This is a genomic window from Sulfitobacter marinus (assembly GCF_900116285.1).
Taxonomy (GTDB): domain Bacteria; phylum Pseudomonadota; class Alphaproteobacteria; order Rhodobacterales; family Rhodobacteraceae; genus Sulfitobacter; species Sulfitobacter marinus.
On the sequence record NZ_FPAJ01000003.1, the window covers coordinates 480,615 to 503,784 of the forward strand.

Annotated in this window: 20 protein-coding genes; 14 read left to right on the forward strand and 6 right to left on the reverse strand. The window is 57.6% G+C overall.

Translation table 11 applies throughout. The annotated features are described in order from the left end of the window. The first annotated feature begins 116 nt into the window (after positions 1-116). Both BM347_RS11215 and BM347_RS11220 read left to right on the forward strand, forming a co-directional pair. Positions 117-1,460 (forward strand): M16 family metallopeptidase, encoded by a 1,344-nt coding sequence (locus BM347_RS11215; RefSeq protein WP_093916546.1) that lies wholly within the window; start codon positions 117-119, stop codon positions 1,458-1,460. After that, positions 1,457-2,773, forward strand: coding sequence for a M16 family metallopeptidase (locus BM347_RS11220; RefSeq protein ID WP_093916547.1), 1,317 nt, complete (start codon positions 1,457-1,459; stop codon positions 2,771-2,773). The genes BM347_RS11215 and BM347_RS11220 overlap by 4 nt, the downstream gene beginning before the upstream one ends. A 108-nt stretch (positions 2,774-2,881) precedes the next feature. Here BM347_RS11220 and BM347_RS11225 read toward each other — a convergent pair whose 3' ends face one another. The 3 genes from BM347_RS11225 to uraH form a co-directional block, all read right to left on the reverse strand. Next, positions 2,882-5,221: an aldehyde dehydrogenase family protein gene (locus BM347_RS11225; protein ID WP_093916548.1), complete on the reverse strand. Its 2,340-nt coding sequence runs from the start codon at positions 5,219-5,221 to the stop codon at positions 2,882-2,884. 49 nt (positions 5,222-5,270) lie between these two features. Further along, positions 5,271-6,272 carry a deoxyribose-phosphate aldolase gene (deoC, locus tag BM347_RS11230; RefSeq protein WP_093916549.1) on the reverse strand — a complete coding sequence of 334 codons (1,002 nt, stop codon included), beginning with the start codon at positions 6,270-6,272 and terminating at the stop codon, positions 5,271-5,273. Positions 6,273-6,358: 86 nt separating this feature from the next. Next, positions 6,359-6,718, reverse strand: a complete 360-nt coding sequence (gene uraH / locus BM347_RS11235; protein ID WP_093916550.1) for a hydroxyisourate hydrolase — start codon at positions 6,716-6,718, stop codon at positions 6,359-6,361. A 510-nt stretch (positions 6,719-7,228) separates the two neighbouring features. On the opposite strand from uraH, the gene puuE reads away from it, so the two are divergent. The 12 genes from puuE (at position 7,229) to BM347_RS11295 (ending at position 20,649) form a co-directional block, all read left to right on the forward strand. Next, positions 7,229-8,641: an allantoinase PuuE gene (gene puuE / locus BM347_RS11240; protein ID WP_093916551.1), complete on the forward strand. Its 1,413-nt coding sequence runs from the start codon at positions 7,229-7,231 to the stop codon at positions 8,639-8,641. Then, the gene (locus tag BM347_RS11245) at positions 8,638-9,453 is read left to right on the forward strand and encodes a bifunctional allantoicase/(S)-ureidoglycine aminohydrolase (protein ID WP_093916552.1); all 816 of its coding nucleotides are present in this window, start codon (positions 8,638-8,640) and stop codon (positions 9,451-9,453) included. The genes puuE and BM347_RS11245 overlap by 4 nt, the downstream gene beginning before the upstream one ends. Beyond that, positions 9,450-9,938, forward strand: coding sequence for an ureidoglycolate lyase (locus BM347_RS11250; RefSeq protein ID WP_093916553.1), 489 nt, complete (start codon positions 9,450-9,452; stop codon positions 9,936-9,938). Before BM347_RS11245 ends, BM347_RS11250 begins: the two co-directional genes overlap by 4 nt. A 57-nt stretch (positions 9,939-9,995) precedes the next feature. Next, positions 9,996-11,420, forward strand: coding sequence for a uracil-xanthine permease family protein (locus BM347_RS11255; RefSeq protein WP_093916554.1), 1,425 nt, complete (start codon positions 9,996-9,998; stop codon positions 11,418-11,420). 122 nt (positions 11,421-11,542) lie between these two features. Beyond that, positions 11,543-12,766, forward strand: a complete 1,224-nt coding sequence (locus tag BM347_RS11260; protein WP_093916555.1) for a urate hydroxylase PuuD — start codon at positions 11,543-11,545, stop codon at positions 12,764-12,766. A gap of 72 nt (positions 12,767-12,838) precedes the next feature. Beyond that, positions 12,839-14,680, forward strand: coding sequence for a DNA mismatch repair endonuclease MutL (mutL, locus tag BM347_RS11265; protein WP_093916556.1), 1,842 nt, complete (start codon positions 12,839-12,841; stop codon positions 14,678-14,680). Beyond that, on the forward strand, positions 14,677-15,924 hold the full coding sequence (locus BM347_RS11270) for a DNA recombination protein RmuC (protein ID WP_093916557.1): 1,248 nt from the start codon (positions 14,677-14,679) through the stop codon (positions 15,922-15,924). The genes mutL and BM347_RS11270 overlap by 4 nt, the downstream gene beginning before the upstream one ends. A gap of 124 nt (positions 15,925-16,048) precedes the next feature. Continuing rightward, positions 16,049-17,368: an NAD(P)/FAD-dependent oxidoreductase gene (locus BM347_RS11275; RefSeq protein ID WP_093916558.1), complete on the forward strand. Its 1,320-nt coding sequence runs from the start codon at positions 16,049-16,051 to the stop codon at positions 17,366-17,368. Then, positions 17,365-18,123, forward strand: coding sequence for a DUF1365 domain-containing protein (locus BM347_RS11280; protein ID WP_093916559.1), 759 nt, complete (start codon positions 17,365-17,367; stop codon positions 18,121-18,123). The genes BM347_RS11275 and BM347_RS11280 overlap by 4 nt, the downstream gene beginning before the upstream one ends. After that, positions 18,120-19,361, forward strand: coding sequence for an MFS transporter (locus tag BM347_RS11285; RefSeq protein ID WP_093916560.1), 1,242 nt, complete (start codon positions 18,120-18,122; stop codon positions 19,359-19,361). Before BM347_RS11280 ends, BM347_RS11285 begins: the two co-directional genes overlap by 4 nt. Further along, positions 19,361-19,921: a DUF3833 family protein gene (locus BM347_RS11290; RefSeq protein ID WP_093916561.1), complete on the forward strand. Its 561-nt coding sequence runs from the start codon at positions 19,361-19,363 to the stop codon at positions 19,919-19,921. The genes BM347_RS11285 and BM347_RS11290 overlap by 1 nt, the downstream gene beginning before the upstream one ends. Beyond that, positions 19,918-20,649 carry an SDR family NAD(P)-dependent oxidoreductase gene (locus BM347_RS11295; RefSeq protein WP_093916562.1) on the forward strand — a complete coding sequence of 244 codons (732 nt, stop codon included), beginning with the start codon at positions 19,918-19,920 and terminating at the stop codon, positions 20,647-20,649. Before BM347_RS11290 ends, BM347_RS11295 begins: the two co-directional genes overlap by 4 nt. A 71-nt stretch (positions 20,650-20,720) precedes the next feature. On the opposite strand, the gene BM347_RS11300 is transcribed toward BM347_RS11295, so the two are convergent. From BM347_RS11300 to BM347_RS11310, 3 genes are read right to left on the reverse strand one after another with little or no spacing between them, the layout of a single operon-like run. After that, positions 20,721-21,773, reverse strand: a complete 1,053-nt coding sequence (locus tag BM347_RS11300) for a saccharopine dehydrogenase (RefSeq protein WP_093916563.1) — start codon at positions 21,771-21,773, stop codon at positions 20,721-20,723. Further along, positions 21,770-22,390 (reverse strand): glutathione S-transferase family protein, encoded by a 621-nt coding sequence (locus BM347_RS11305; RefSeq protein ID WP_093916564.1) that lies wholly within the window; start codon positions 22,388-22,390, stop codon positions 21,770-21,772. The genes BM347_RS11300 and BM347_RS11305 overlap by 4 nt, the downstream gene beginning before the upstream one ends. A gap of 11 nt (positions 22,391-22,401) precedes the next feature. After that, a complete protein-coding gene (locus BM347_RS11310) occupies positions 22,402-23,055 on the reverse strand; it encodes a histidine phosphatase family protein (protein ID WP_093916565.1) in 654 nt (217 codons plus the stop codon). Positions 23,056-23,170 lie beyond the last annotated feature (115 nt).

The window sequence follows — 23,170 nt, forward strand, 5'->3', positions numbered from 1 at the left end:
TGCGCATCCTGCCGCGTCTGGCGGGGCCTGCGTCATTACAAATCTGTTAGGTCTCTTGATCGCCCGCCACGGAGGCGTAAGTAAGGTCGCACAGGACCCTGCTTAAAGGACCAACCATGATCAGATTTCCGGCTCTCGCCGCGTTCGTTTCGTTTTTGCTGCCCTCCTCGGCGGGCCTTGCGGCGCAGAATGAGGCCGTAACCCATTTCACCTTGGACAACGGGATGGAAGTTGTGGTCATCGAAGATCACCGCTCCCCTTCGGTTCAGCAAATGGTCTGGTATCGGGCAGGATCTGCGGACGAGCCCAAAGGATCGTCCGGCGTCGCGCATTTCCTTGAACATCTCTTGTTCAAAGCCACTGATAAAATGGAATCCGGTGAATTCTCGGCAACGGTGGCCAAGAATGGTGGCCGTGACAACGCATTTACCAGCTATGATTATACGGCCTATTTCCAACGTGTTGCCGCCGACCGTTTGGAGTTGATGATGCAAATGGAATCGGACCGGATGCGCAACATCCGCCTGACCCATGACGACATCGAAACCGAGCGCGACGTTATCATCGAAGAGCGCAATCAACGTACCGAAAATAGCCCAGGTGCCCTGTTTCAAGAACAGATGAGCGCGGCGCAATATCTGAACCATCAATATGGCGCGCCGGTGATTGGCTGGATGCACGAAATGCAAACGCTTGATCTGGAAGACGCGCTTGGTTTTTACGAGCTGTATTATTCGCCCAACAACGCGATTTTGGTGGTGTCTGGCGATGTGGAGCCAGCGAAAGTCCATCGCCTTGCCAAGCAATATTACGGCGTGATCCCGGCCAACCCCGATCTGCCAGAGCGGCTGCGCACCCAAGAGCCGCCACAAACCGCCGAACGGCGCGTCATTTTTCGGGACTCGCGTGTTGCGCAGGAATACATCAGCCGGTCCTATCTGGCGCAGGAACGTGATCCGGGCAATCAAAAGACAGCTGCCGCTTTGACGATACTTGCCGAAATTCTGGGCGGTGGTACAACGTCCTATCTGGCGGAAAAGCTGCAGTTTGATACACAGATCGCCACCTATTCTTCGGCCTATTACCGAGGTCAGGCTTTGGATGACACAACGTTTAATTTGGTGGTTGTGCCGCGCTTGGACGTGACATTGGAAGCGGCAGAAGACGCTATGGATGCTGCGGTTTCGACCTTTCTGGAAGAGGGCGTTGACCCCGAGCAACTGGAGCGTATTAAAGCGCAATTGCGGGCCGATCAGGTATACTCTCGTGACAGTGCAGAGAAGGTGGCCAACCGTTATGGCAGTGCATTGGCGATCGGGTTGAGCGTACAGGATGTGCAAGACTGGCCGGATATCCTTGAAGCCGTCACAGCCGAGGATATCATGCAAGCCGCCCGCGATGTGTTTGACTGCGAGGCATCAGTTACCGGATGGCTGATGCGCGAAGAGGTGACCCAATGAGACTGATTTACGCATTTGTTGTGACCGTGCTGCTGGCCGTGCCAGCCCGGGCCGAGGTTAACATTCAAGAGGTGACATCACCCGGAGGTTTGACGGCGTGGCTGGTGCAAGAGCCATCGATTCCCTTTGTCGCGCTGGACATTTCTTTTCGCGGTGGTGCGTCTCTTGAGGGAGCCGATAAACGAGGCGCGATCAATCTGATGACGGCCCTGTTGGAAGAAGGCGCAGGCAGCATGGATTCGCGGGAATTCGCACGCGCAGCGGAGGGGCTGGCCACAAGTTTCAGGTTCAGCGTCAGCGATGATGAACTGAACGTATCGGCGCGGTTCCTCACCGAAAATCAGGATGCGTCGGTGGCACTGCTAAAAGAAGCCCTGCAAAACCCCAGCTTTAATGCAGACGCGATTGAGCGGGTGCGTGATCAGGTGTTGTCAAACATCCGGTCGAGCGCAAAAGACCCAGGCGACATCGCACGTAAAACCATGGATGAATTGCTTTATGGTGATCATCCCTATGGCACTTCTTTAAGTGGGTCGGTCGAGACGGTGACGGCCTTGACCCGCGATGATCTGGTGACCGCACATCGTGATGTGCTGGCCCGCGATCGTATTTTTATTGGTGCAGCGGGCGACATAACCCCGCAAGCATTGGGCCTGCTGCTGGATGAGTTGCTGGGCGGATTACCAAAAACAGGCGCCCCAATGCCGCCGGTTGCAAAGCTGCGCATTCCCTCAGGGATCACTGTCGTTGATTTCGCCACGCCGCAATCTGTGGCGCTATTTGCGCAAAAGGGGATCGAACAGAAGGATGACGATTGGTTCGCCGCCACCGTTATGAACCAGATCTTGGGCGGGGGATCTTTTGAAAGCCGTATGATGACCGAAGTGCGCGAAAAACGCGGGCTGACCTATGGGGTTTATTCCTATCTGGTCCCGATGGAGTTGGCTGCAACCTACCAAGGGTCCGTCAGCTCGGCCAATGATCGCATCGCAGATGCCATAAGCGTGATCCGCGATGAATGGCAAAAGATGGCTGAAAACGGTGCCACCGTGCAAGAGCTGGAAGACGCCAAGACCTACATCACAGGATCTTATCCGCTGCGCTTTGACGGAAACCAGCAGATTGCGGGTATTCTGGTTGGGATGCAGATGCTGGGCCTGCCCATCGATTACATCGCAACCCGCAACGACAAAGTTGACGCAGTCACCCTAGAAGATGTGCGCCGCGTCGCGGGGGAGCTGCTGGACCCCGATGGTTTGGCGTTTGTCATTGTCGGCCAGCCCGAGGGGCTTGAGACGACGGCCGCCAACTAGGCCGCGACCCAAATGAGGCGCTGACGCGCCGCATGATGTTTTGCCGGACCCTGTGGGTCCGGCGTGCCTTCGGCGAGGATATTTATAAGCCAGAGAAGATATTCGGACTTATTCGCCGTAGGGGATCCAGATGTTTTTCACTTCCGTGGATGCCTGAAGGAATGCGTGTCCTTCGCCGGATGTGCTGTACCAGTCGCGGGCTTGGCCGTTGTTGACCCATGTCCGTTTGAGGTTTTGCGCCGAGGCCTGTTCGATCAACTGGCTGAGCGGTTCGGCACCAAAGCTCCAGACCGCATCGACATCCATATGACGCGCCATGGTTTCGGCAAGGTCAGGGTGCGGGCCCGTCAGGATATTGACCACGCCTGCTGGGACATCTGAAGTTTCCAGCACTTGCACGAAATCGGTTGCTGATAGTGGGAATGGCGAGCTGGCGGCCAGAATGACGCGGTTGCCCATGGCGATGGCGGGGGCCATGCACGAGATTAGGCCAAGCAAGGGGGCCTCGTCCGGGCAGATGGTGCCGATAACGCCCACCGGTTCTTTCATGGCGAGCGCTACGCCGCGAATGGGGACACCGTGTACTTGCCCATCATATTTGTCGGCCCATGCGGCATAGGTGAATAGGCGGCTGATCGATGCGGCGACCTCTTTTGCGCCGGATTTGCCGCCTTGCATGGCGTCAAGCCTCCCCGCGAATTCGTCGCTTCGGGCGGCGAGATTTTCCGCGATGTAATACAGGATTTGCGCCCGCAGGTGTCCTGTTGTTTTGCTCCATCCTTTTGCGGCATGGGCGGCTTCGACTGCGTTGCGCACGTCTTTGCGGCTGGCCAAGGATACATGGCCCAACAGCCCGCCGGATTTGCCCCAGACCGGCGCGGATTGCCCGCCGTCCGGGCGCGCCTGTTTCCCGCCGATGTAAAGTTTTGCGGTGCGATCTATGCCGCTTTCTGGGCTACCCTTTCCCTGCATCGGCGCAGGTGTTTTCAGGTGCTTCGGATCAGCTTTAGGCTTGGTATAGGCGGCCAAACCTTCCCAGCCGCCTTCGCGGCCAAAGCCGCTTTCGCGCACGCCACCGAACCCGGCTGCGGCGTCCAGCATATTGGTGCCGTTGATCCAGACCACACCTGCAACCAGCTTGGGTGCAATATCAAGGGCAAGATTGATGTTTTCGGACCAGATCGTCGCGGCAAGGCCGTAACGGGTGTTATTTGCGACGGCAACGGCCTCTTCTGGGGTGCGGAAGGTCGTTGATACAAGAACGGGGCCAAAAATTTCCTCTTGCATCAAACTGTCGGCAGGGTTGAGGCCCGTGATAAGCGTGGGTGGGTAGAAACAACCGTTGCTTGGAATATCGCCTGCAGTAAAGACGTCGCCAGCGGTGTTCGACGCGACCAAATCAGTGACCCGTTGCACTTGGACAGGGTCTACCAGCGCGCCGACGTCAATGGATTTGTCCAGCGGGTTGCCAAGGCGCAGTTTTGCCATCCGGGCGCGCAGCTTGGCGTAAAAGCGGTCGGCAACGGGCTCGTGAACCAAAAGCCGTGAACCGGCGCAACAGACCTGTCCCTGATTGAACCAGATCGCATCCACCAGCCCCTCGACCGCGGAATCCAGATCAGCGTCGTCAAACACGATGTAAGGGGATTTCCCTCCCAGCTCGAGGGTTAGCGCCTTGCCGCTGCCTGCTGTTGTTTCGCGGATACGGCGGCCTACGGCTGTCGACCCGGTAAACGCTATTTTATCTACATCGGCGTTCACGATCATCTCACCAACAGCGCCATCACCGGTCACGATATTCAAGACACCTTTTGGCAACCCTGCCTGTTGGCAGAGATCGGCAAACATCATCGCGGTCAGGGAAGTGTATTCCGCAGGCTTCAACACCACGGTGTTGCCCATGGCCAATGCCGGTGCCACCTTCCACGCCAACATCAGCAACGGGAAATTCCACGGAATAACCTGGCCACACACACCTAGCGCCTGCGCGTCCGGCAGTTCACTTTCCATCAGTTGCGCCATCCCGGCGTGATAATAGAAATGGCGTTGTGCCAAGGGGATATCAACATCGCGGGCTTCGCGGATCGGTTTGCCGTTGTCTAATGTCTCAAGCACTGCAAACAGACGGCTGTGTTTTTGCAGCAGTCGCGCAATCGCATAGAGGTATTTCGCACGTTCATGGCCTGACAGCTTGGCCCATTTGGGCTGCGCCTTGCGGGCTGCGGCGACGGCGGTATCAATCTCGCCCTGGGTAGCTTGGGTAAGGTTGGCCAACACGTTGCCATTCGCCGGATTGCGGCTTTCAAAGTCATCGCGGGGCTCTGTGAACGCACCATCGATGAAATGGCCGAAGCGGCTGCCCTGATCGACCAACCATGCCAGGGCATCAGCAGCGGATTCCGGGGCCATCCCATAGTCCATGGTCTCATAGATTTCGGAAACGCTCATGGCTTCACCCTTTTTCAAATACTCAAATTCTACGCCCGCCACATGCGGTTTAGCTGATGGCGTGGCGGTAGCTTGCGGAATAACTGCCTGTCACATGATGCTCTAGCTGCCGTTCAATATCGCCCAGTAGGGATGACGCGCCAAAGCGGAACAGATCGGGCCGCAGCCAGCGATCGCCTAATTCTTCCTTGATCAAGGCCAGATATGTGATCGCATCTTTCGCCTTTGATATCCCGCCCGCAGGCTTGTATCCGACGCGGATACCGGTCCGGTCAAAATAGTCGCGAATGGCGCGGATCATCACCAGCGTGACAGGCAAGGTGGCGTTTACGCTTTCCTTGCCGGTCGAGGTTTTGATAAAATCCGCCCCTGCCATCATGCACACCAGTGATGCGCGCGCGACATTGCGCAGGCTGCCTAATTCGCCTGTTGCCAGAATTGCCTTTACATGTGCATCGCCGCAGGCCGTCCGAAACGCGCGCATCTCGTCATACAACGCCTGCCAGTCACCCGACAGTACATGCCGGCGTGAAATGACGATGTCGATTTCTGCAGCACCTTCGGCCACGCTCATCTCGATCTCTTTGATGCGCAGCTCGAACGGGGACAGCCCTGCTGGAAACCCGGTTGAAACAGCGGCGATGGGGATGTTGGTGCCAGTAAGGGCGGCTTTCGCCGGCGCAATCATTTCATGATAGACGCAAACGGCACCGACGGTGATCGGCCCCATACCCAAGGCTTTCATCAAATCTGGGGATACAGGTTGCCGCGCTTTGGCGCACAGACGCTCAACTCTGCGCGCGGTGTCATCGCCGGACAGTGTCGTCAGATCGATACAGGTGATGGCCCGCAGCAGCCACGCGGCTTGGTGATCTTTCTTCACAGACCTGCGCGCGGCGATGCTGCTGGCGCGTCGTTCGACGGCGGATGTATTTACCTGAACGGATCGGACCCAATCCATGTCGAGGGGCATGCCCGGATTGCGCGGTTCTGTCACTTGGGGCAGATGGCTTTGCGCGATGCCTGCCGGGGTTGTCACATGTGTGGACATGGGCGTCTTCCTGTTTGGTCAGAAGTGTAAAATGACATGGGGGACGCTTGTATTGCAACCACAACGCCCCCGACGTCACGCCGCTGTTAGCTGCCGCGATAGGTGGAATAACCGAAAGGGGAAAGCAAAAGCGGCACGTGGTAATGCGCGTCGGGGTCTGAGATGCCAAAACGCAGCGGGATTTGATCCAGAAACCGTGGTGTTTCCGGCTGGCTTCCGATTGCATCCAGATAATCGCCGGCTTCGAATACCAGCTCGTATGTGCCGGGGGCGAATTGATCTTTTGGCAGGATCGGCGCGTCGGTGCGGCCGTCGGCGTTAGTCACCATCCGGGAAAGCTGTACGCGCGCCTCCCCCTCAATACGATATAGCGTGATCGCAAGCCCGCTGGCAGGCATGCCGCGCGCGGTATCAAGGACGTGGGTCGTTAGGTAGCCATTTGCCATGGGGTGGGTCTTTCGTTGATTGCTTGGGGTGGAGGATAGGGGCGGCAGATACAGGGTCAATGGCTGTCTTGCGCCGAAATTACGCGTTTTACCCAAGGAAAATGGCAAACTGATTCGTTTTTGTTTTGACCCGCGAATCATCCTTGGCTTATATGGATGTCACAAGCGATCAGATGCACCGCCTGCCAGCGGGAATAACAAGTCTGAGGCTTGCACGCCGGTGAACAGAATTTCGATATTCGAGCAGGCCATGTCAAAATGGCGACTTTAGGACAGGGGGCGGCAGGACTGAACATACCATGTGTATTGTCAGCGGCCCCTGTCCAAGTTCAACACCGCCACCCCGACTCAGGAACTCCCGGAAAACAAGCGATCACGACCAAGACGCGCGGGTCTGGCAACAGGCTGACCTTTTGAACCGGTCCGTCTGTCGTATTTTTGCGGGTTGGATTCTTGCAATTGGTCCTATTGCCAAGGCACTGTGCGCGGTGTCGAATAAAGGACAGCACAATGAACCGCTACCCTCGTGATTTTCATGGCTATGGCCCCACACCGCCCGATGCACAATGGCCCGGCGGTGCCCGCATCGCAGTTCAGTTCGTGGTGAATTACGAAGAGGGCGGAGAGAATAATATCCTGCACGGCGACGCCGCATCCGAGGCGTTTTTGTCCGAGATCGTCGGGGCCGCCCCTTGGCCGGGCCAGCGTCATTGGAATATGGAATCTATTTACGACTACGGTGCCCGCGCAGGCTTTTGGCGGTTGCATCGTTTGTTTACCGGTGCAGGTATCCCCGCGACGGTTTATGGCGTTGCCAGTGCTCTGGGGCGGTCGCCGCAGCAGGTCGAGGCGATGAAAGATGCCGATTGGGAAATAGCGAGCCATGGCCTCAAGTGGATCGACTACAAGGATCACAGCGCTGACGCCGAACGCGCAGACATCGCCGAGGCGATCCGTTTGCATAACGAAGTCGTCGGCGCGCCCCCCCGTGGTTGGTACACGGGGCGCAGCTCGGTCAACACGGTTGCTTTGGCCGCAGAGACGGGCGTGTTCGATTATATCTCGGACACCTATGACGACGATCTGCCCTATTGGATGCAGGTTGCGGGCGGCGATCAGTTGATCATTCCTTACACGCTGGATTGCAACGACATGCGGTTTGCCACGGCTCAGGGGTTCAATTCCGGGGATCAGTTTTACACCTATCTGCGCGACACATTCGACGCGCTTTATGCCGAAGGCTGCGATGGCTCGGCCAAGATGATGTCGGTCGGTCTGCATTGCCGTCTTGTTGGCCGTCCGGGCCGTATCCAAGCGCTGAAACGGTTTATCGACTATATTAAAGGCTTCGAAGGGGTCTGGGCGCCCCGCCGCATCGACATTGCGGATCATTGGCGCGCGACACACCCGCCCAAGCATCCCTTGCGGATCGACCAAATGAACCGCGCTGAGTTTGTAGAAAAGTTCGGTGGCGTGTTTGAACATTCCGCGTGGATCGCCGAACGTGCGCATGATCTGGAACTTGGCCCCGCCCATAACTGCGTTGCGGGCATTCACAACGCCTTGGCGCGCATGTTCCGGTCGGCCAGCCCCGAGGAACGCATGGGTGTGCTGACCGCGCACCCCGATCTGGCGGGCAAACTGGCAGCAGCCAAACGCCTTACCGCGGAAAGCACGGCGGAACAGGGCAGCGCGGGGCTTGATGCGCTTACCGATGCGGAACGCGCAAAGTTCACTGAATTGAACACGGCATATGTGGCCAAGCACGGCTTTCCGTTTATCATCGCTGTGAAAGATCACGACAAGGATGGTATCTTGCGCCACTTTGAGGCGCGGATATCCAATGATACGCAAACCGAATTTGAAACCGCCTGTGCGCAGGTCGAACGTATCGCACGCCTGCGATTGGAAACCATGCTATGACCTATGCCTTTCCCCCCGGTGGATTGCCGGATCAGTCACAATCACCAGAAAGCACGGCGGTATTTACAGACGCCTATGCGGTGATACCCGCGTCAGTGCAGCGCGATATCGTCACCAGCTTTCTGCCCGGATGGACGAATGCGCGGGTCTGGGTGCTGGCGCGTCCGCTTAGCGGGTTTGCGGAAACATTCGCACAATACGCGCTTGAGCTGGCCCCCGGCGGCGGCAGCGATACGCCCGAACCTGACCCCGATGCTCAGGCGGTGCTATTTGTGGCCCATGGCACGGCACGTCTGACCATCGGGCAAGACGCCTTTGATCTGATCCCCGGTTCCTATGCCTATCTGCCACCTGCTGCGAACTGGACACTGTGGAACACTGCCGATGCGCCTTGCGGTATTCACTGGGTACGCAAACGTTATGTCGCAGCCGAGGGGTTGGAACCACCGCAAGCATTCGTGACCCACGACAACGACGCGCCCAAAACCGCGATGCCAGATACGAACGACGCTTGGGCCACGCAACGCTTTGTCGATCCATCAGATTTGCGCCACGACATGCATGTGAACATAGTGACCTTTCAGCCGGGTGGGCTGATCCCCTTTGCCGAAACCCATGTGATGGAGCACGGATTATACGTGCTGCAAGGGACCGCGGACTATCTACTGAACCGCGACTGGGTGCCGGTGACCCCGGGCGATTTCATGTGGCTGCGCGCGTTCTGCCCCCAAGCTTGTGTCGCGACTGGGAGCGAACCGTTCCGTTATCTTCTGTACAAGGATGTGAACCGCCACATGCCGCTGTCCTTATGAGCCGCGTTATCAAAGCTGAACCACTGACGGCGGATGCCTTTGCCCCGTTCGGGGACATTGTGGATGCGTCAGGCGATCCTGACAAAATGATCAACGGCGGGATGTGCGGCCGGTACCACGATATTGCGACGCTTGATTTCGGACCGGAGGGGCGCGCGGGCATCAGCGTCTTTAACGCCCAAGCGCGCAGTTTGCCCTATACGCTTGACCTTCTCGAACGGCATCCTGACGGATCACAAGCATTCATTCCCATGTCGGCAGCCCCGTTCCTAGTCATCGTGGCCCCAGACGAAGGTGATGCTCCGGGTACTCCTCGGGCCTTTCTAACGGCCCCATATCAGGGCATTAATTTCTTTCGCGGTACGTGGCATGGCGTGCTTACGCCATTGGCAACGCCGGGAATATTTGCTGTGATCGACCGTATCGGAAATACGGCAAACCTTGACGAATTCGTGCTGGATCGTCCCTATATGGTCACGACCTAAGGTAGAAAAACACGGACCGCGCAAAATTGCGGCCACTTATCAACGAGGGAAATACTTATGACTAGTAACGCCATCGGGACGCCAGAACAGCTGCGCGATCCAAATTACACCCCGCCACTCAGCCGTGCCATTCCGCTGGGGATCCAGCATGTTCTGGCGATGTTTGTGTCCAATGTGACGCCTGCGATTATTGTTGCGGGGGCCGCCGGTTTCGGATTTGGGTCCAACTCACCTGATTTTCCGGAACTGCTGTATCTGATCCAGATGTCGATGCTGTTTGCGGGCGTCGCGACCTTGCTGCAGACGTTTACACTTGGGCCCATCGGCGCAGGTCTGCCTATCGTTCAGGGCACATCGTTCGCCTTCATTCCGATCATGATCCCGCTGGTCGCGGGCAAGGGCGTTGATGGCCTTGCCGCGTTGTTCGGTGGCGTTATCATCGGCGGTATCTTCCACGCCTTGTTGGGCTTGTTCATCGGTAAAATCCGCTTTGCCCTGCCACCGCTGGTGACGGGCCTCGTGGTCACAATGATCGGTCTTGCCTTGGTCAAGGTCGGTATCCAATACGCTGCAGGTGGTGTTCCTGCGATTGGCACGCCGGAATATGGCAGCCTGCTGAATTGGTCTGCCGCGCTGGTGGTGATTGTCGTTACCTTGGGGATCAAGTTTTTCACCAAGGGCATGCTGTCCATCTCGGCGGTACTGATCGGCCTGATCGTGGGCTACCTTTACGCGCTGGGCGTGGGGATGCTGACCGTTGATGCGATTACCGGCTCTTGGGGCCGCTCTGCGTCCTTCGCCCTGCCGAACCCCTTTAAATACGGGTTTGAATTCTCTGCGGCAGCGATCATCGGCTTCTGCCTAATGGCCTTCATCTCGGCCATTGAAACCGTGGGCGACGTATCTGGCGTCACCAAAGGTGGCGCGGGTCGCGAGGCAACGGATAAAGAAATCCAGGGGGCGACCTATGCTGATGGTGTGGGTACTGCCGTTGCAGGCATCTTTGGCGGTCTGCCAAATACCTCGTTCAGCCAGAACGTCGGCCTGATCGCGATGACGGGCGTCATGAGCCGCCACGTCGTGACAATCGGTGCCATCTTCCTGATCATCTGCGGCCTTGTGCCCAAGGTAGGCGCGATCATCCGCACAATCCCGATCGAGGTTCTGGGCGGCGGCGTGATCGTCATGTTTGGCATGGTGGTCGCGGCAGGTATGTCGATGCTGTCGGACGTAAACTGGAACCGGCGCAACATGGTGATCTTTGCGATTTCCATCTCCATCGGTCTGGGCTTGCAATTGGAACCGGGTGCTGTTCAACACCTACCAGCAACGCTTAAAATCCTGATGACCAGCGGCTTGCTTCCCGCAGCCCTGATCGCCATCGTTCTGAACCTTCTGCTTCCCAACGAGCTGGCCGAGGAATCGACCGAAGAAGTCTCGGGCGGGATGTCAGGCAGTTCCAAAGGCAGCTTGCCACACTAAGAAACCAGCCAGAGGGGCCCCTGTCTTCTCTGGCTCTTAATATCCCCGCCGGAGGCATCCGCGTTCTCGACCACGCGCGTCCCCGGCGGCCCTATTACGATTATCAACGCAAGGACCCCGAAATGTACGATATGGCCGCCATGGGCGCTTGGATTGAATTTGCTGTCCGCTGGGTGCATGTCATCACGGCCATCGCGTGGATCGGGTCCTCATTTTATTTTATTGCTCTTGATCTGGGGCTGCACCGGGACCGGAATTTGAAATCCGGCGCGGATGGAGAGGAATGGCAGGTGCACGGCGGTGGGTTCTACCACGTGCAAAAATACCTCGTCGCCCCGGCGCAGATGCCCGATGATCTGGTCTGGTTCAAATGGGAAAGCTATTCAACATGGCTCTCGGGCTTCGCGCTGCTGATCCTCGTCTACTATCTGGGCGCTGAATTTTACCTTGTCGATCCGGCGGTGGCCGATCTGGCCATTTGGCAAGCGGTGGGCATTTCGATGCTGTCGCTCGCATTCGGCTGGATCGTCTATGACCTGATCTGCAAAAGCAAATTCGGCGATAATAACACCCGGCTGATGATCGGCCTCTATGTGATCCTTGTCGGAATGGCGTATTTCTACACTTCGGTGTTTTCCGGCCGTGCCGCGCTGCTGCATCTGGGGGCGTTTACCGCCACGATCATGTCGGCCAATGTGTTTTTCATCATCATGCCGAACCAGCGTATCGTTGTGGCCGATCTCAAGGCCGGACGTACGCCGGACGCGAAATACGGCAAGATCGCCAAGCAACGCAGCACGCATAACAACTACCTCACGCTGCCGGTGATTTTCTTGATGCTGTCCAATCACTACCCGCTGGCCTTCGCGTCTGAAATGAACTGGCTGATCGCAGCGTTGGTGTTTTTGATGGGCGTAACGATCCGTCATTATTTCAACAGCCTGCATTCACGCGCAGGCAATCCCACATGGACATGGCTGGCCACAGCGCTGTTGTTCATCACGATCATATGGCTGTCCACAGCCCCCATGTTCCGCATCACTGAACCCGAGGAAGCATCAGGTCCTGCGCTGCGCTTTGCCGCCGCTGAGGGGTTTGACGAAGTTCATGACATTGTAATGGGTCGGTGCAGCATGTGCCACGCGGCAGAGCCGTCTTGGGATGGTCTACTTTGGGCCCCCAAAGGTGTGCGTCTTGAGACGGAACACCAGATCGCCAAAGCGGCAAAACAGATATATCTGCAAGCGGGCGTGACCCATGCGATGCCTCCCGCAAACCTGAGCTATATGCGCGCCGAAGAACGTGCGCAGATCGTTGCGTGGTATCAGGCGGCAATGCGCCCGTAGGGTGGGTGACAACCCATGCTGGCCTCCTTTGCCACTTTCAGAATCGCGTGCGACTATGCTAGTTCTAGCGTTATGGCACACCCAAACCCCAATATACGCGATGTAGCACCGGTAATCCGGCAGCTTGATGAATCGGCAATCAATCGCATCGCAGCGGGCGAGGTGGTCGAACGCCCTGCCTCGGCGGTCAAGGAACTGGTCGAGAACGCCATCGATGCGGGCGCGCGTCAGATCACTGTGGAATATGCCGATGGCGGCAAGACGCTGATCCGCGTGACCGATGATGGCTGCGGCATTGCGGCGGGGGATTTAACCCTTGCCCTGTCCCGCCACGCGACCTCCAAAATCGACGGCTCGGACCTGTTGAACATCCACACCTTCGGATTCCGGGGCGAGGCATTGCCCTCGCTGGGTGCTGTGGGCCGTTTGACCATCACCAGCCGCGTTGCGGGCCAAGACGGGGCCGAAATTACGGTGAATGGTGGGCAAACCGGCCCCGTTCGCCCCGCCGCGCTGAACGGGGGCACTGTCGTCACCCTGTGCGATTTGTTTTTCGCCACACCCGCGCGATTGAAATTCCTGCGCACCGACCGGGCCGAGGCGCAGGCCATTGCCGACATCATCAAACGTCTGGCCATGGCCGAACCGTTCGTGCGTTTCACGTTACGCGATGTGTCAGGCGACAGGCCGGGCCGCGAAGTCTTTCGTGCCGAGGCCGAGCAAGGCGATATGTTTGCCGCACTTCATGGGCGTCTGGCGCAGGTCTTGGGGCGCGAGTTCGCCGATAATTCCCTGCCCATTGATGCGGAACGCGAGGGGCTGCATCTGACCGGCTTTACTGCATTGCCCACCTATTCGCGCGGCACTGCGGTGGCGCAGTATCTGTTCGTGAACGGACGTCCGGTGCGGGACAAGCTGCTGGTCGGCGCTTTGCGCGGGGCGTATTTTGATTTTCTCAGCCGCGACCGGCATCCGGCGGCGGCGCTGTTTATCGATTGTGATCCCACGTTGGTGGATGTGAATGTGCACCCCGCTAAATCAGAGGTACGTTTTCGCGATCCCGGCCTTGCGCGCGGGTTGATCGTATCGGCCCTTCGCCATGCCTTGGCAGAGGCAGGGCACCGCGCGTCGACCACCGTGGCAGATGCGACATTGGGGGCAATGCGGCCCGAGCAAACAGGCGCGCGTGTCTATCAGATGGACCGGCCTTCGCTGGGCGCGCGCACCGCGGCATATCAGGCGCAATCCCCCGGATTTGCTGAGACTGCCGGCATGTGGGGCAGGGTGGAAGCGCCAGCGGACCCCGTGACCGAAGAACCGCAAGAGCCCCCCGATTATCCGCTGGGCACGGCGCGTGGTCAGGTGCATGAAAACTACATCATCGCCCAAACCGCGACGGGCATGGTCATCGTCGATCAACACGCGGCGCATGAACGTTTGGTCTATGAAAAACTGAAACGGCAGATGGCCGAAAACGGCGTCGCCGCACAGGCGTTGCTGATCCCCGAGATTGTTGATTTGTCGGCATCGGATTGCGCGCGTCTGCTGGATATCACGGAGGAACTGGCCAAGCTGGGCCTGAGCATCGAGGCCTTTGGCGGCAGCGCCATCGCTGTGCGCGAAACCCCCGCGATCCTAGGTACGGTGGATGCCAAGGCGATGATCCTCGACGTATTAGATGAACTTGCCGATCAAAACGAAAGCAACACGGTTCAGGCCCGGATCGAGGCGATCCTAAGCCGTGTGGCCTGTCACGGGTCGATCCGGTCGGGTCGCTGGATGCGCGGCGAAGAGATGAACGCGCTGCTGCGAGAGATGGAAGCAACCCCGCATTCCGGCCAATGCAATCACGGGCGGCCCACCTATGTGGAGCTGAAGCTGAGCGATATTGAACGGTTGTTCGGGCGCACATGATCCAGATCGGCGCACAGAGCTACGCGTTAGATGATCCGCGCGTTTTGATGGTAATTGGGGCGGCAACGCTTGGCGTGTTGGTTCTGATCCTGCTCATCATGGCCGTGCGCGCAGCGGGTAGGTCGGCGCGCATGGTCGAACCTTTGGCGCGGCAGATGCAGGCCATGGGCGGCCACGTGCAGCAGCTTGGCATGGGGCAGGAACAATTGCGCGGCGGCTTGCAAACGGTGTCGGATACACAGGCAAATGCGCAAACCCAAATGGTGCAAAGCATTGAGGCACGGATGGCCCATGTGCAGCAGCAGATGCAGGACCGGCTGGCGGAAAACGCCGCGCGGTCGGCCCGCAGTCTGGCGGAAATGCAGGAACGTATGGCCGAAACCCTGCATGGGTCATCCAAGCAAACCACGACAAGTTTGACCCAGCTGCAAGAACGGCTGGCCGCGATCGACAAGGCGCAGGACAACATTACCAAACTGTCCGGTGATGTGCTGTCGCTCCAAGACATTCTGAGCAACAAACAGACGCGCGGGGCGTTTGGGGAAATTCAGCTGAACGATATCGTGTCCAAGGCCTTGCCAAGCGACAGCTATACGATGCAAGCGACGCTTTCATCGGGCAAGCGTGCCGATTGCCTGATCCATCTGCCAAACCCGCCCGGCCCCATCGTGATCGACAGCAAATTCCCGCTGGAAGCCTATGAGGCCTTGCGCAAAGCCAAGTCGGATTACGAGGTCAAAGACGCAGCGCGGGCGATGCGGGTTGCCGTCAAAACGCATATCAACGCGATCAGCAGCAAGTATATCATCGAAGGCGAAACCGCTGATGGCGCGCTGATGTTTCTGCCGTCCGAGGCCGTCTATGCCGAGTTGCATGCGAATTTCCCCGATCTGGTACGTGAAGGCTTTGCCTCGCGAGTCTGGATCGTGTCGCCGACCACCTGCATGGCGACGCTGAACACGATGCGGGCCATCCTGAAAGATGCGCGTATGCGTGAACAGGCGGGTGCCATTCGCAAAACGTTGAAAATGCTGCATCGCGACGTCGAGATTGTCGTGGAACGCGTTGGCAAGCTGAACACACATTTCGGGCAAGCACGGGCCGACCTGGAAGGGTTGGGAACTGCGGCGGAACGTGCTGGCAAGCGTGCCGCCCGCTTGGATAACTTTGATTTTGAAGAAGTTTCCGAACAGGACAGCACGATTGTGCCATTAGCCAAGCCAGGCCACGATGGTGCGCCCTAGCTTTGTGTTGGCCCCTTTATAAGGATATCCATTAATATAATTGAGCGGGAATCCATTTATGTGTTGGCCTTGGTCTTTTTCGGACTACATGCACGTTACCTAATATATTGGATTTTGCCTCATCATGCCGTTTGAAGCCATCGACCCGCCACGCCACGGCACCCTGACACGACCACGTAAAATCGCTGTTATCGGTGCCGGGATTTCCGGGATGGGGGCGGCGCATATGTTGGCAGATGATCATCACGTCACGATCTTTGAGACCGAAGCACGGCTGGGCGGTCATGCGCGCACAAAGATGGCTGGTAAAAATGGCGATCAGCCTGTCGATACCGGCTTTATCGTCTTTAACTATGCCAATTATCCGCATCTGGCCGCGCTGTTTGACGAACTGGATGTGCCTGTTGTGAAATCCAACATGAGCTTTGGCGCGTCGATTGATGGCGGGCGGCTTGAATATGCGCTGACGACAATGGACGCGATCTTTGCGCAGCGCCGTAATCTGGCTAATCCTAAATTCCTGCGCATGCTCAGCGATATTTTGCGGTTCAACAACAGCGCCACCAAGATTGCCCAAGACCGGTCTTTGACCATCGATGGGTTTTTGAATGCACTGCGCGCAGGTCCTTATTTCCGCAAATACTACCTTGCGCCCTTGTCCGGTGCGATCTGGTCAACGCCGGTTGAAAAGATCATGGATTTCCCGGCCTATTCGATGATCGACTTCTTTGAAAATCATGCATTGCTTAGCCACACAGGCCAGCACCAATGGTACACCGTAAAGGGCGGATCGCATGAATATGTTAGCCGTTTGGGCGCGTCCCTCACCGCTAAGGGTGTCGATATCCGCCTAAGCGCCGCTGTGCAGTCCGTGCGCCGCACTCCCACCGGGGTCGAGGTGAAATCGAACGGTGGCGATTGGGAAGCCTTTGACGAGGTGGTATTCGCAACCCATTCCGATGACACATTGGCCATGCTGTCCGACCCAAGCACGCAAGAAAACGCGGCACTGGGTGCGATCAAATATCAACCCAATGATATCGTGCTGCATGCAGATACCAGCATCATGCCAAAGCGCCGCAAAACTTGGGCGTCATGGGTCTATTGCGAGGATAAGGGCCAACAATCGGACCGAATTGACCTGACCTATTGGATGAATTCCCTGCAACCGATCCCCATGGATGATTTACATTTTGTGACCTTGAATACCAAACGCCTGATCCGCGAAGAGTTGATCTATGATCAGGTTACCCTGCGCCACCCGGTTTATGATATTGCAGCCCTAAACGCCCAAGAGCAGGTGCGCGGCTTCAACGGGACGAACAACACATGGTTCTGCGGGGCATGGATGAAAAACGGTTTTCACGAGGATGGACTCTCGAGCGCGGTCGATGTCGTGCGCGCGATCCGCGGCGAGGTTCAGGTGCCGCTGGCGGCAGAGTGACGGCTGGCGTCGATCATATAGCGGGGTTCACCTATCACGGGCGCAAAGGCCGCGTTGAAAACGCGTTCCGCTATTCGGTTGACTATGTCTTGGTCGATGCCGAAGCGAGGTTGGAAACGCCGCTGTTGTTCTCTCGAAATGGTCGTGGGGTAACCTCGCTGCAAGATATCGACCATGGCGGGGATAAGGGCGCAGGGCGCGGTGCTGCATGGGTGCGCGATGTCCTGGCGCAACATCAGATTACGGGTGTCGCCAAGATCGAACTATTGGCCCAACCACGAGTTTTGGGGCACGTATTTAACCCCGTCAGCTTTTGGCTTTGCCGCAGGCAAGACGGCGCGCTGATCACTGTTATTGCCGAGGTGTCGAATACATTTGGCGACCGGCACAGCTATCTTTGCCATCACGACGACCTGTCTGAAATTAAACCCGATGATCATCTGCACGCGACCAAGGTTTTTCACGTGTCGCCGTTTCAACCGGTCGAGGGGAGTTATGTCTTTCGCTTTGACATCCGCGAGGATCGCGTGGGCATCTGGATTGACTACACGCAGTCCGAGGGTGGGCTGATCGCGACCCTGACAGGCAAGCGCAAGCCGCTGACCAATGCGGGCATCATGTGGGCCATGTTGCGCAGACCCTTTGGCGCGCGGCGTGTGTTGGCGTTGATCCACTGGCAAGCGGTCAAACTGTGGTGGAAGGGCGGCGGATACAGACCGCGCCCCGAACCGCCCCGACAGGACGTATCACGTTGACGCAGGCCGCCCCGCATAACTTGGCCGGCTATGCGCTGTTCGCGGCGCTTCTGGCGTCAGCGGGGCTGCCGATCTACATTCATGCGCCGAAGTTCTTTGTAGACGAATACGGCGTGTCTCTCGCGGCATTAGGCTCTGTTTTATTTGGCCTTCGTCTGCTGGACGTGGTCCAAGACCCCTTGCTGGGGCGGCTCTCTGAACGGCTTAGGGACCATCGGCGGTTTTCAGTCGCCATTGCCTGCGGGGTGATGGCCATGTCGATGTACGCGTTGTTCGCGCTGTCCCCTCCGGTGCCGCCATTGCTGTGGTTCGCGATCACCCTGACAGGCGTATTTTCATCGTTTAGCTTCCTGACGATCTGTTTCTACGCTCAAGGTGTGGCTAAGGCCGCAACTTTGCCCGGTGCGGGCCATCTATCTTTGGCCCGCTGGCGGGAAACCGGTGGATTGCTGGGGGTCTGCGCGGCTTCGGTTGCGCCGGTGGGTTTGGGTGCCGTTATGGGCGCGCCATTTGCCGGCTTTGCCATCGGGTTTGGCGTGTTGGCACTGGCGTCAGTCATGATGATGCGCAACGAATGGCAACAGGTTGATGCGCCTGCGGCACCTGGTTTTTCTGTCGTCTTGCGCGATCCTACTGCCCGAATGCTATTGCTGATCGCGCTTTTGAACGCCGCACCCGTGGCGGTATCCTCGACTTTATTCCTGTTCTACGTGGAAAGCGCTTTGCAGGCACCGGGCTGGGAAGGGCCGCTTTTGCTGCTGTTCTTTTTGGCGGCTGCCGCTGCTGCCCCGCTGTGGGGGTATCTGGCAGAACGGCTTGGCGCCAAGCCTGTCCTTCTGGCCGCAATGGTCCTTGCGATCTTGGCATTCGGGGGCGCATTGTTCCTCAGCGCGGGCGATGTTGCGCTGTTTGCATTGGTGTGCATCGGCTCTGGCGCGGCGCTTGGGGCCGATCTGACGCTCCTGCCGGCGATGTTTGCCGCACGCATGGCAGCAATTTCACCCTCTGCGGCCGAAGGTTTCGGACTTTGGTCCCTTGTGTCGAAATTCACACTTGCCTTTGCCGCTGTGACGCTACTTCCAATACTGCAGATGTCCGGATTTAGCAGCGATGCCACAGTTCATTCACAATCGGCAATTAGGACATTGATGTGGCTTTATGCCGGGCTTCCCTGCATCCTCAAGCTGCTTGCAATTGGGCTGTTGGCCGGAACCGAACTTGAAAAGGGCAAGAGGTAATGGATTTAGTGTTCTTCTTGATCGGGGCCGGATGCGTTATATGCGTCATGCTGGCCCGCCACTTCATTGCCGGCTTCCCGGCACAGGGGCCGGAGGATTACGCCGACGATCTTAAAGTGCTGGACATGCGCAAAGATCTGGACGGAGAGATGGTTTGCGAAGGTGTTATCTTTGGGCCGATGGGACGGGTCACCAGCACATTCGTTGCAGATTTCAATGTGCACTGGGACGGCGATGTCGCGACGATCAACGAACATTTTATCTACGATGATAAATCCACTCAAGACCGGGTTTGGACCATCCAAATGGGTGAGGGCGGCAAGTTTACCGCAACCGCACCCGATGTGCCCGGTGTCGGAAAGGGCTGTAACTCGGGCGCGACGATACAAATCCGATACCCGATTACACTGCCCGAGGACGTCGGCGGCCACACCCTGCAAACGGTGGATTGGATGTACCTGACGCCCGAAGGCACGCTGATCAACCGCAGCCAGTTCCGCAAGTTCGGCATCAAGGTCGCAGAGCTGGTCGCGACCATCCGTAAAAGAGACCCCCAATGAAATCCTGGCAGGGCAAACGGTATTGGCTGGTCGGCGCAAGCGCGGGCCTCGGCGAGGCCTTGGCCCACAAGCTTAGCCACGCCGGGGCTGAGGTGATTGTATCGGCGCGCTCAGAAGACAAGCTTTCCGAGCTGGTCAAAGCGCTGCCGGGCAAAGCCCGATTTGAGACGATGGATGTGCAAGACATCGACAGCGTGCGCGCAGCCGTCCGAAACGTGGGCAACCTTGACGGCATCATCTATCTGGCCGGTGCCTATTGGCCGTTTGGTGCGCAGGAATGGGAAGCAGACCACGCGACGACAATGATCGACGTCAACTTAACCGGTCTCGTGCGCGTGATGGGCGAAGTCGTGCCCGGCATGGTCGAGAAAGATGCCGGTCACATTGTCATTACATCAAGCCTGACCGCATTTCGAGGATTGCCAAAATCAATCGGATATACGGCGTCCAAAGCTGGAACAATGTCGCTGGCCGAATGCATGTATGCAGATCTGCGCAAGACCGGCGTTCAGGTTCAGGTGATCAACCCGGGTTTTATCAAAACTCAACTGACGGATAAAAACGACTTCAAGATGCCGTTCCTGATGACACCGGAAGAGGCCGCACAACAGACTTTTGATCATATGGACAGCGACAAGTTCAAGAAAAGCTTCCCCTTTGTCTTTTCGCTACTGTTCCGCTTTTCAAGGTTGCTGCCCGATGCCATCTATTTCCGCCTGTTCGGCTAGGCAGCCCTGATCCCAAGGTGTCGTCTTGCGTCGACATTACATGTTTAGCGGGTACCCTGCTTCTCTGGCTCTTAAATATCCAAAAGATGTTCATCGAAAAGCCGCTTCGCCCGCTGCCAAACCGCTGTGTTCTCCGCAAGCCCCTGCAACGTGGGAAGCAGTTGCGCGGCGTAGTCTTCCGAGCTTTCCAAGGGCAGCATGGACGGCAGATTATCAATCGCGGTGACATCCAATGGCGGGTGTTCATGAACCCGCAGGGCAGGCGTTTCCCAGCTGGTTGCTTCGCTATAGATTGGCACGGGATTGAATGTGCTGTCGGGATCACAAGCGATATCCCCGACCACGTGCAGCTGGCGTTCTGCGGTGAGCGCTGATTTGGGAACAAAGACCGGCGTGTTCGGACCGGCGAGGATACAGTTAAAGAACAGCGTATGGTTCAGGATTTCCGGAAAGGGCCCGCCGCTGGCGGTTTCCGCCATATCCCAACTGGTCACAGGAATATCCAACCGCTTGCATAGATCCGAGGCACCCGTGCCGACCCGGCCAAGCGCGCCGATCACCAATGCGTCCAGATGGTTCCTATCTAACGGGGCAAGCGCGCCGCGCAGATCTTGCGTCAGCTCGTCGGCATTGGCGGATGGCGTGATGGGGGTGGCGACTTCGCCACGTATCTGAGCAGCCCAGCATTTGACGGCAACAGCAGCCCCTGCAAACCCCGCCCAATAGCCAAAGGCGGCGACGCGGCGGCCTGTGTCATCTGTCAGGTATTCAAGATCATACAGCGTCCCACCGCCGGCTTTGAACCGCTCAAGCAGGACACGGCCCGCAGATTGTCCCTTGTAGGCATGGCCGAACATGATGTGCTGATGCGTCAGGGGATGGCCGTCGGCGGGGAGCTCTTTGAGCCCAAAGATAATCGCGTCGGATGGCGCGTCAGGCCAGCTGAACTGCGGTGAAATTGTGCACCCGATCTGCGCATAGGCGTCGGTGGGGATCACGCGGGTATCTGATGCCTCAACCGTGACCTCAAAGCCGCGTTCTAGCAGGCTTGCCGCACCTTCGGGGGTGATGCCAACACGGGTTTCATTGTCGCGCTGTTCGGCGCGGACCCAAAGATGTGTCATAGCATTGCCTTTTCTCGGATGATTTTGACGCTTTGCCGCCCTTCCATCTTGGTCATGAAGTTTTGAATTTTCGGGTAGTCTGCGATGCGAACACCGTCACCTTCCAGCCAGGTGCACACGACAAACAGATAGGGGTCGGCGATACTAAAGTTTTGCCCCAATACGCTGTCACCACGCAGCAGATGTGTTTCCACATAGGATGCGCAGGCGGCCATGGTCTGAGGAACCATAGCAGTCATGTCGTCAAAGCTGGATTTCTGGCTGGCCCATCTGGACCCGCGCATTTTATGGGCATGGGCCACATGCATCGTCGAGGCCAGATAATACATCGCGCTGCGCATATGCGCGGCAAGGGTGGAGTCCGTTGGGATCAACCCTGCTGACGGGGCCACATCTGCGATATATTCCAGCAAGGCCCCGGTTTCAGTCAGAACAGTGCCATCCGAAAGCACCAATGCGGGGACGCGCCCCTTGGCATTGATCGCCAGATAATCGGGCAGGGTTTGCTCGGCCGATTTGAAATCGACCTTTACCGCCTCATACGGCAGCCCGGCCTCTTCCAACGTGAGGGCGACGGCGATCGAAATCGTGCCCGGCGCATAATAGAGTGTTAGCATCGTGCGACCTTTTAAATATGGGTTTGCGCGGTGCGCCGATCCGGTGTGTCGAGATGCGGCACCGCGTTGAACAGCACCGGCGACCAGTGTCCACCAATCGGGAAAAGCCGGTGCATTGAGGTGTTCATGATGGCCAGTGCCATGCGCGCCATAGCGGGTACGCCAAGTCCCATCGCCTGAGCCATCGCCATAGAGATCAGCCCCCCGGAGGTGACCACAAGCGCGGGCCCGTCGCCTTCGGCGATTTCCTCAAGGACGGATTGAATGCGGTTTTCAAAGCTTGCGTAGCTTTCGGGAGGATTCTCGAAGGCATCATTTTTCCATGTTTCGAAAACCAGCGGTAGGTGGATGCTGAACCCGTGTTGATCTTCAGGGATCGGCACGCCGTGTTGTTGCTCCAACAGCGTTGCAAGGGTGAAATACTCAAGCTCGTTCAGGCGTGCGTCGCGCACCGGTTCCAGCGCTGTGTTCATTCCCTCGGCCGTCTCAATGTGGCGGCGCAAGGTTCCGGTATAAAGCCGGGTATGATGGGTTTGAGAATGGCGCAGATGGTCTCCCAGCCATGCGGCTTGCTGATGACCCAGCGGGCTAAGCTTGTCATAGTCGGCTTCGTCTGTGGCCCCTGAATTGGCTTGGCCGTGGCGGATAAGGGTGATGTGGGACATTTGTGCGCCTTTTGCTGTTACCGCTTTGATAGGCAAGGCTGACACCGGTTGAAAGGGCCGGAGCCTTCGGCGAGGATATTTTTTAGCCAGAGAAACAGGTGGACGCGTATCGGAA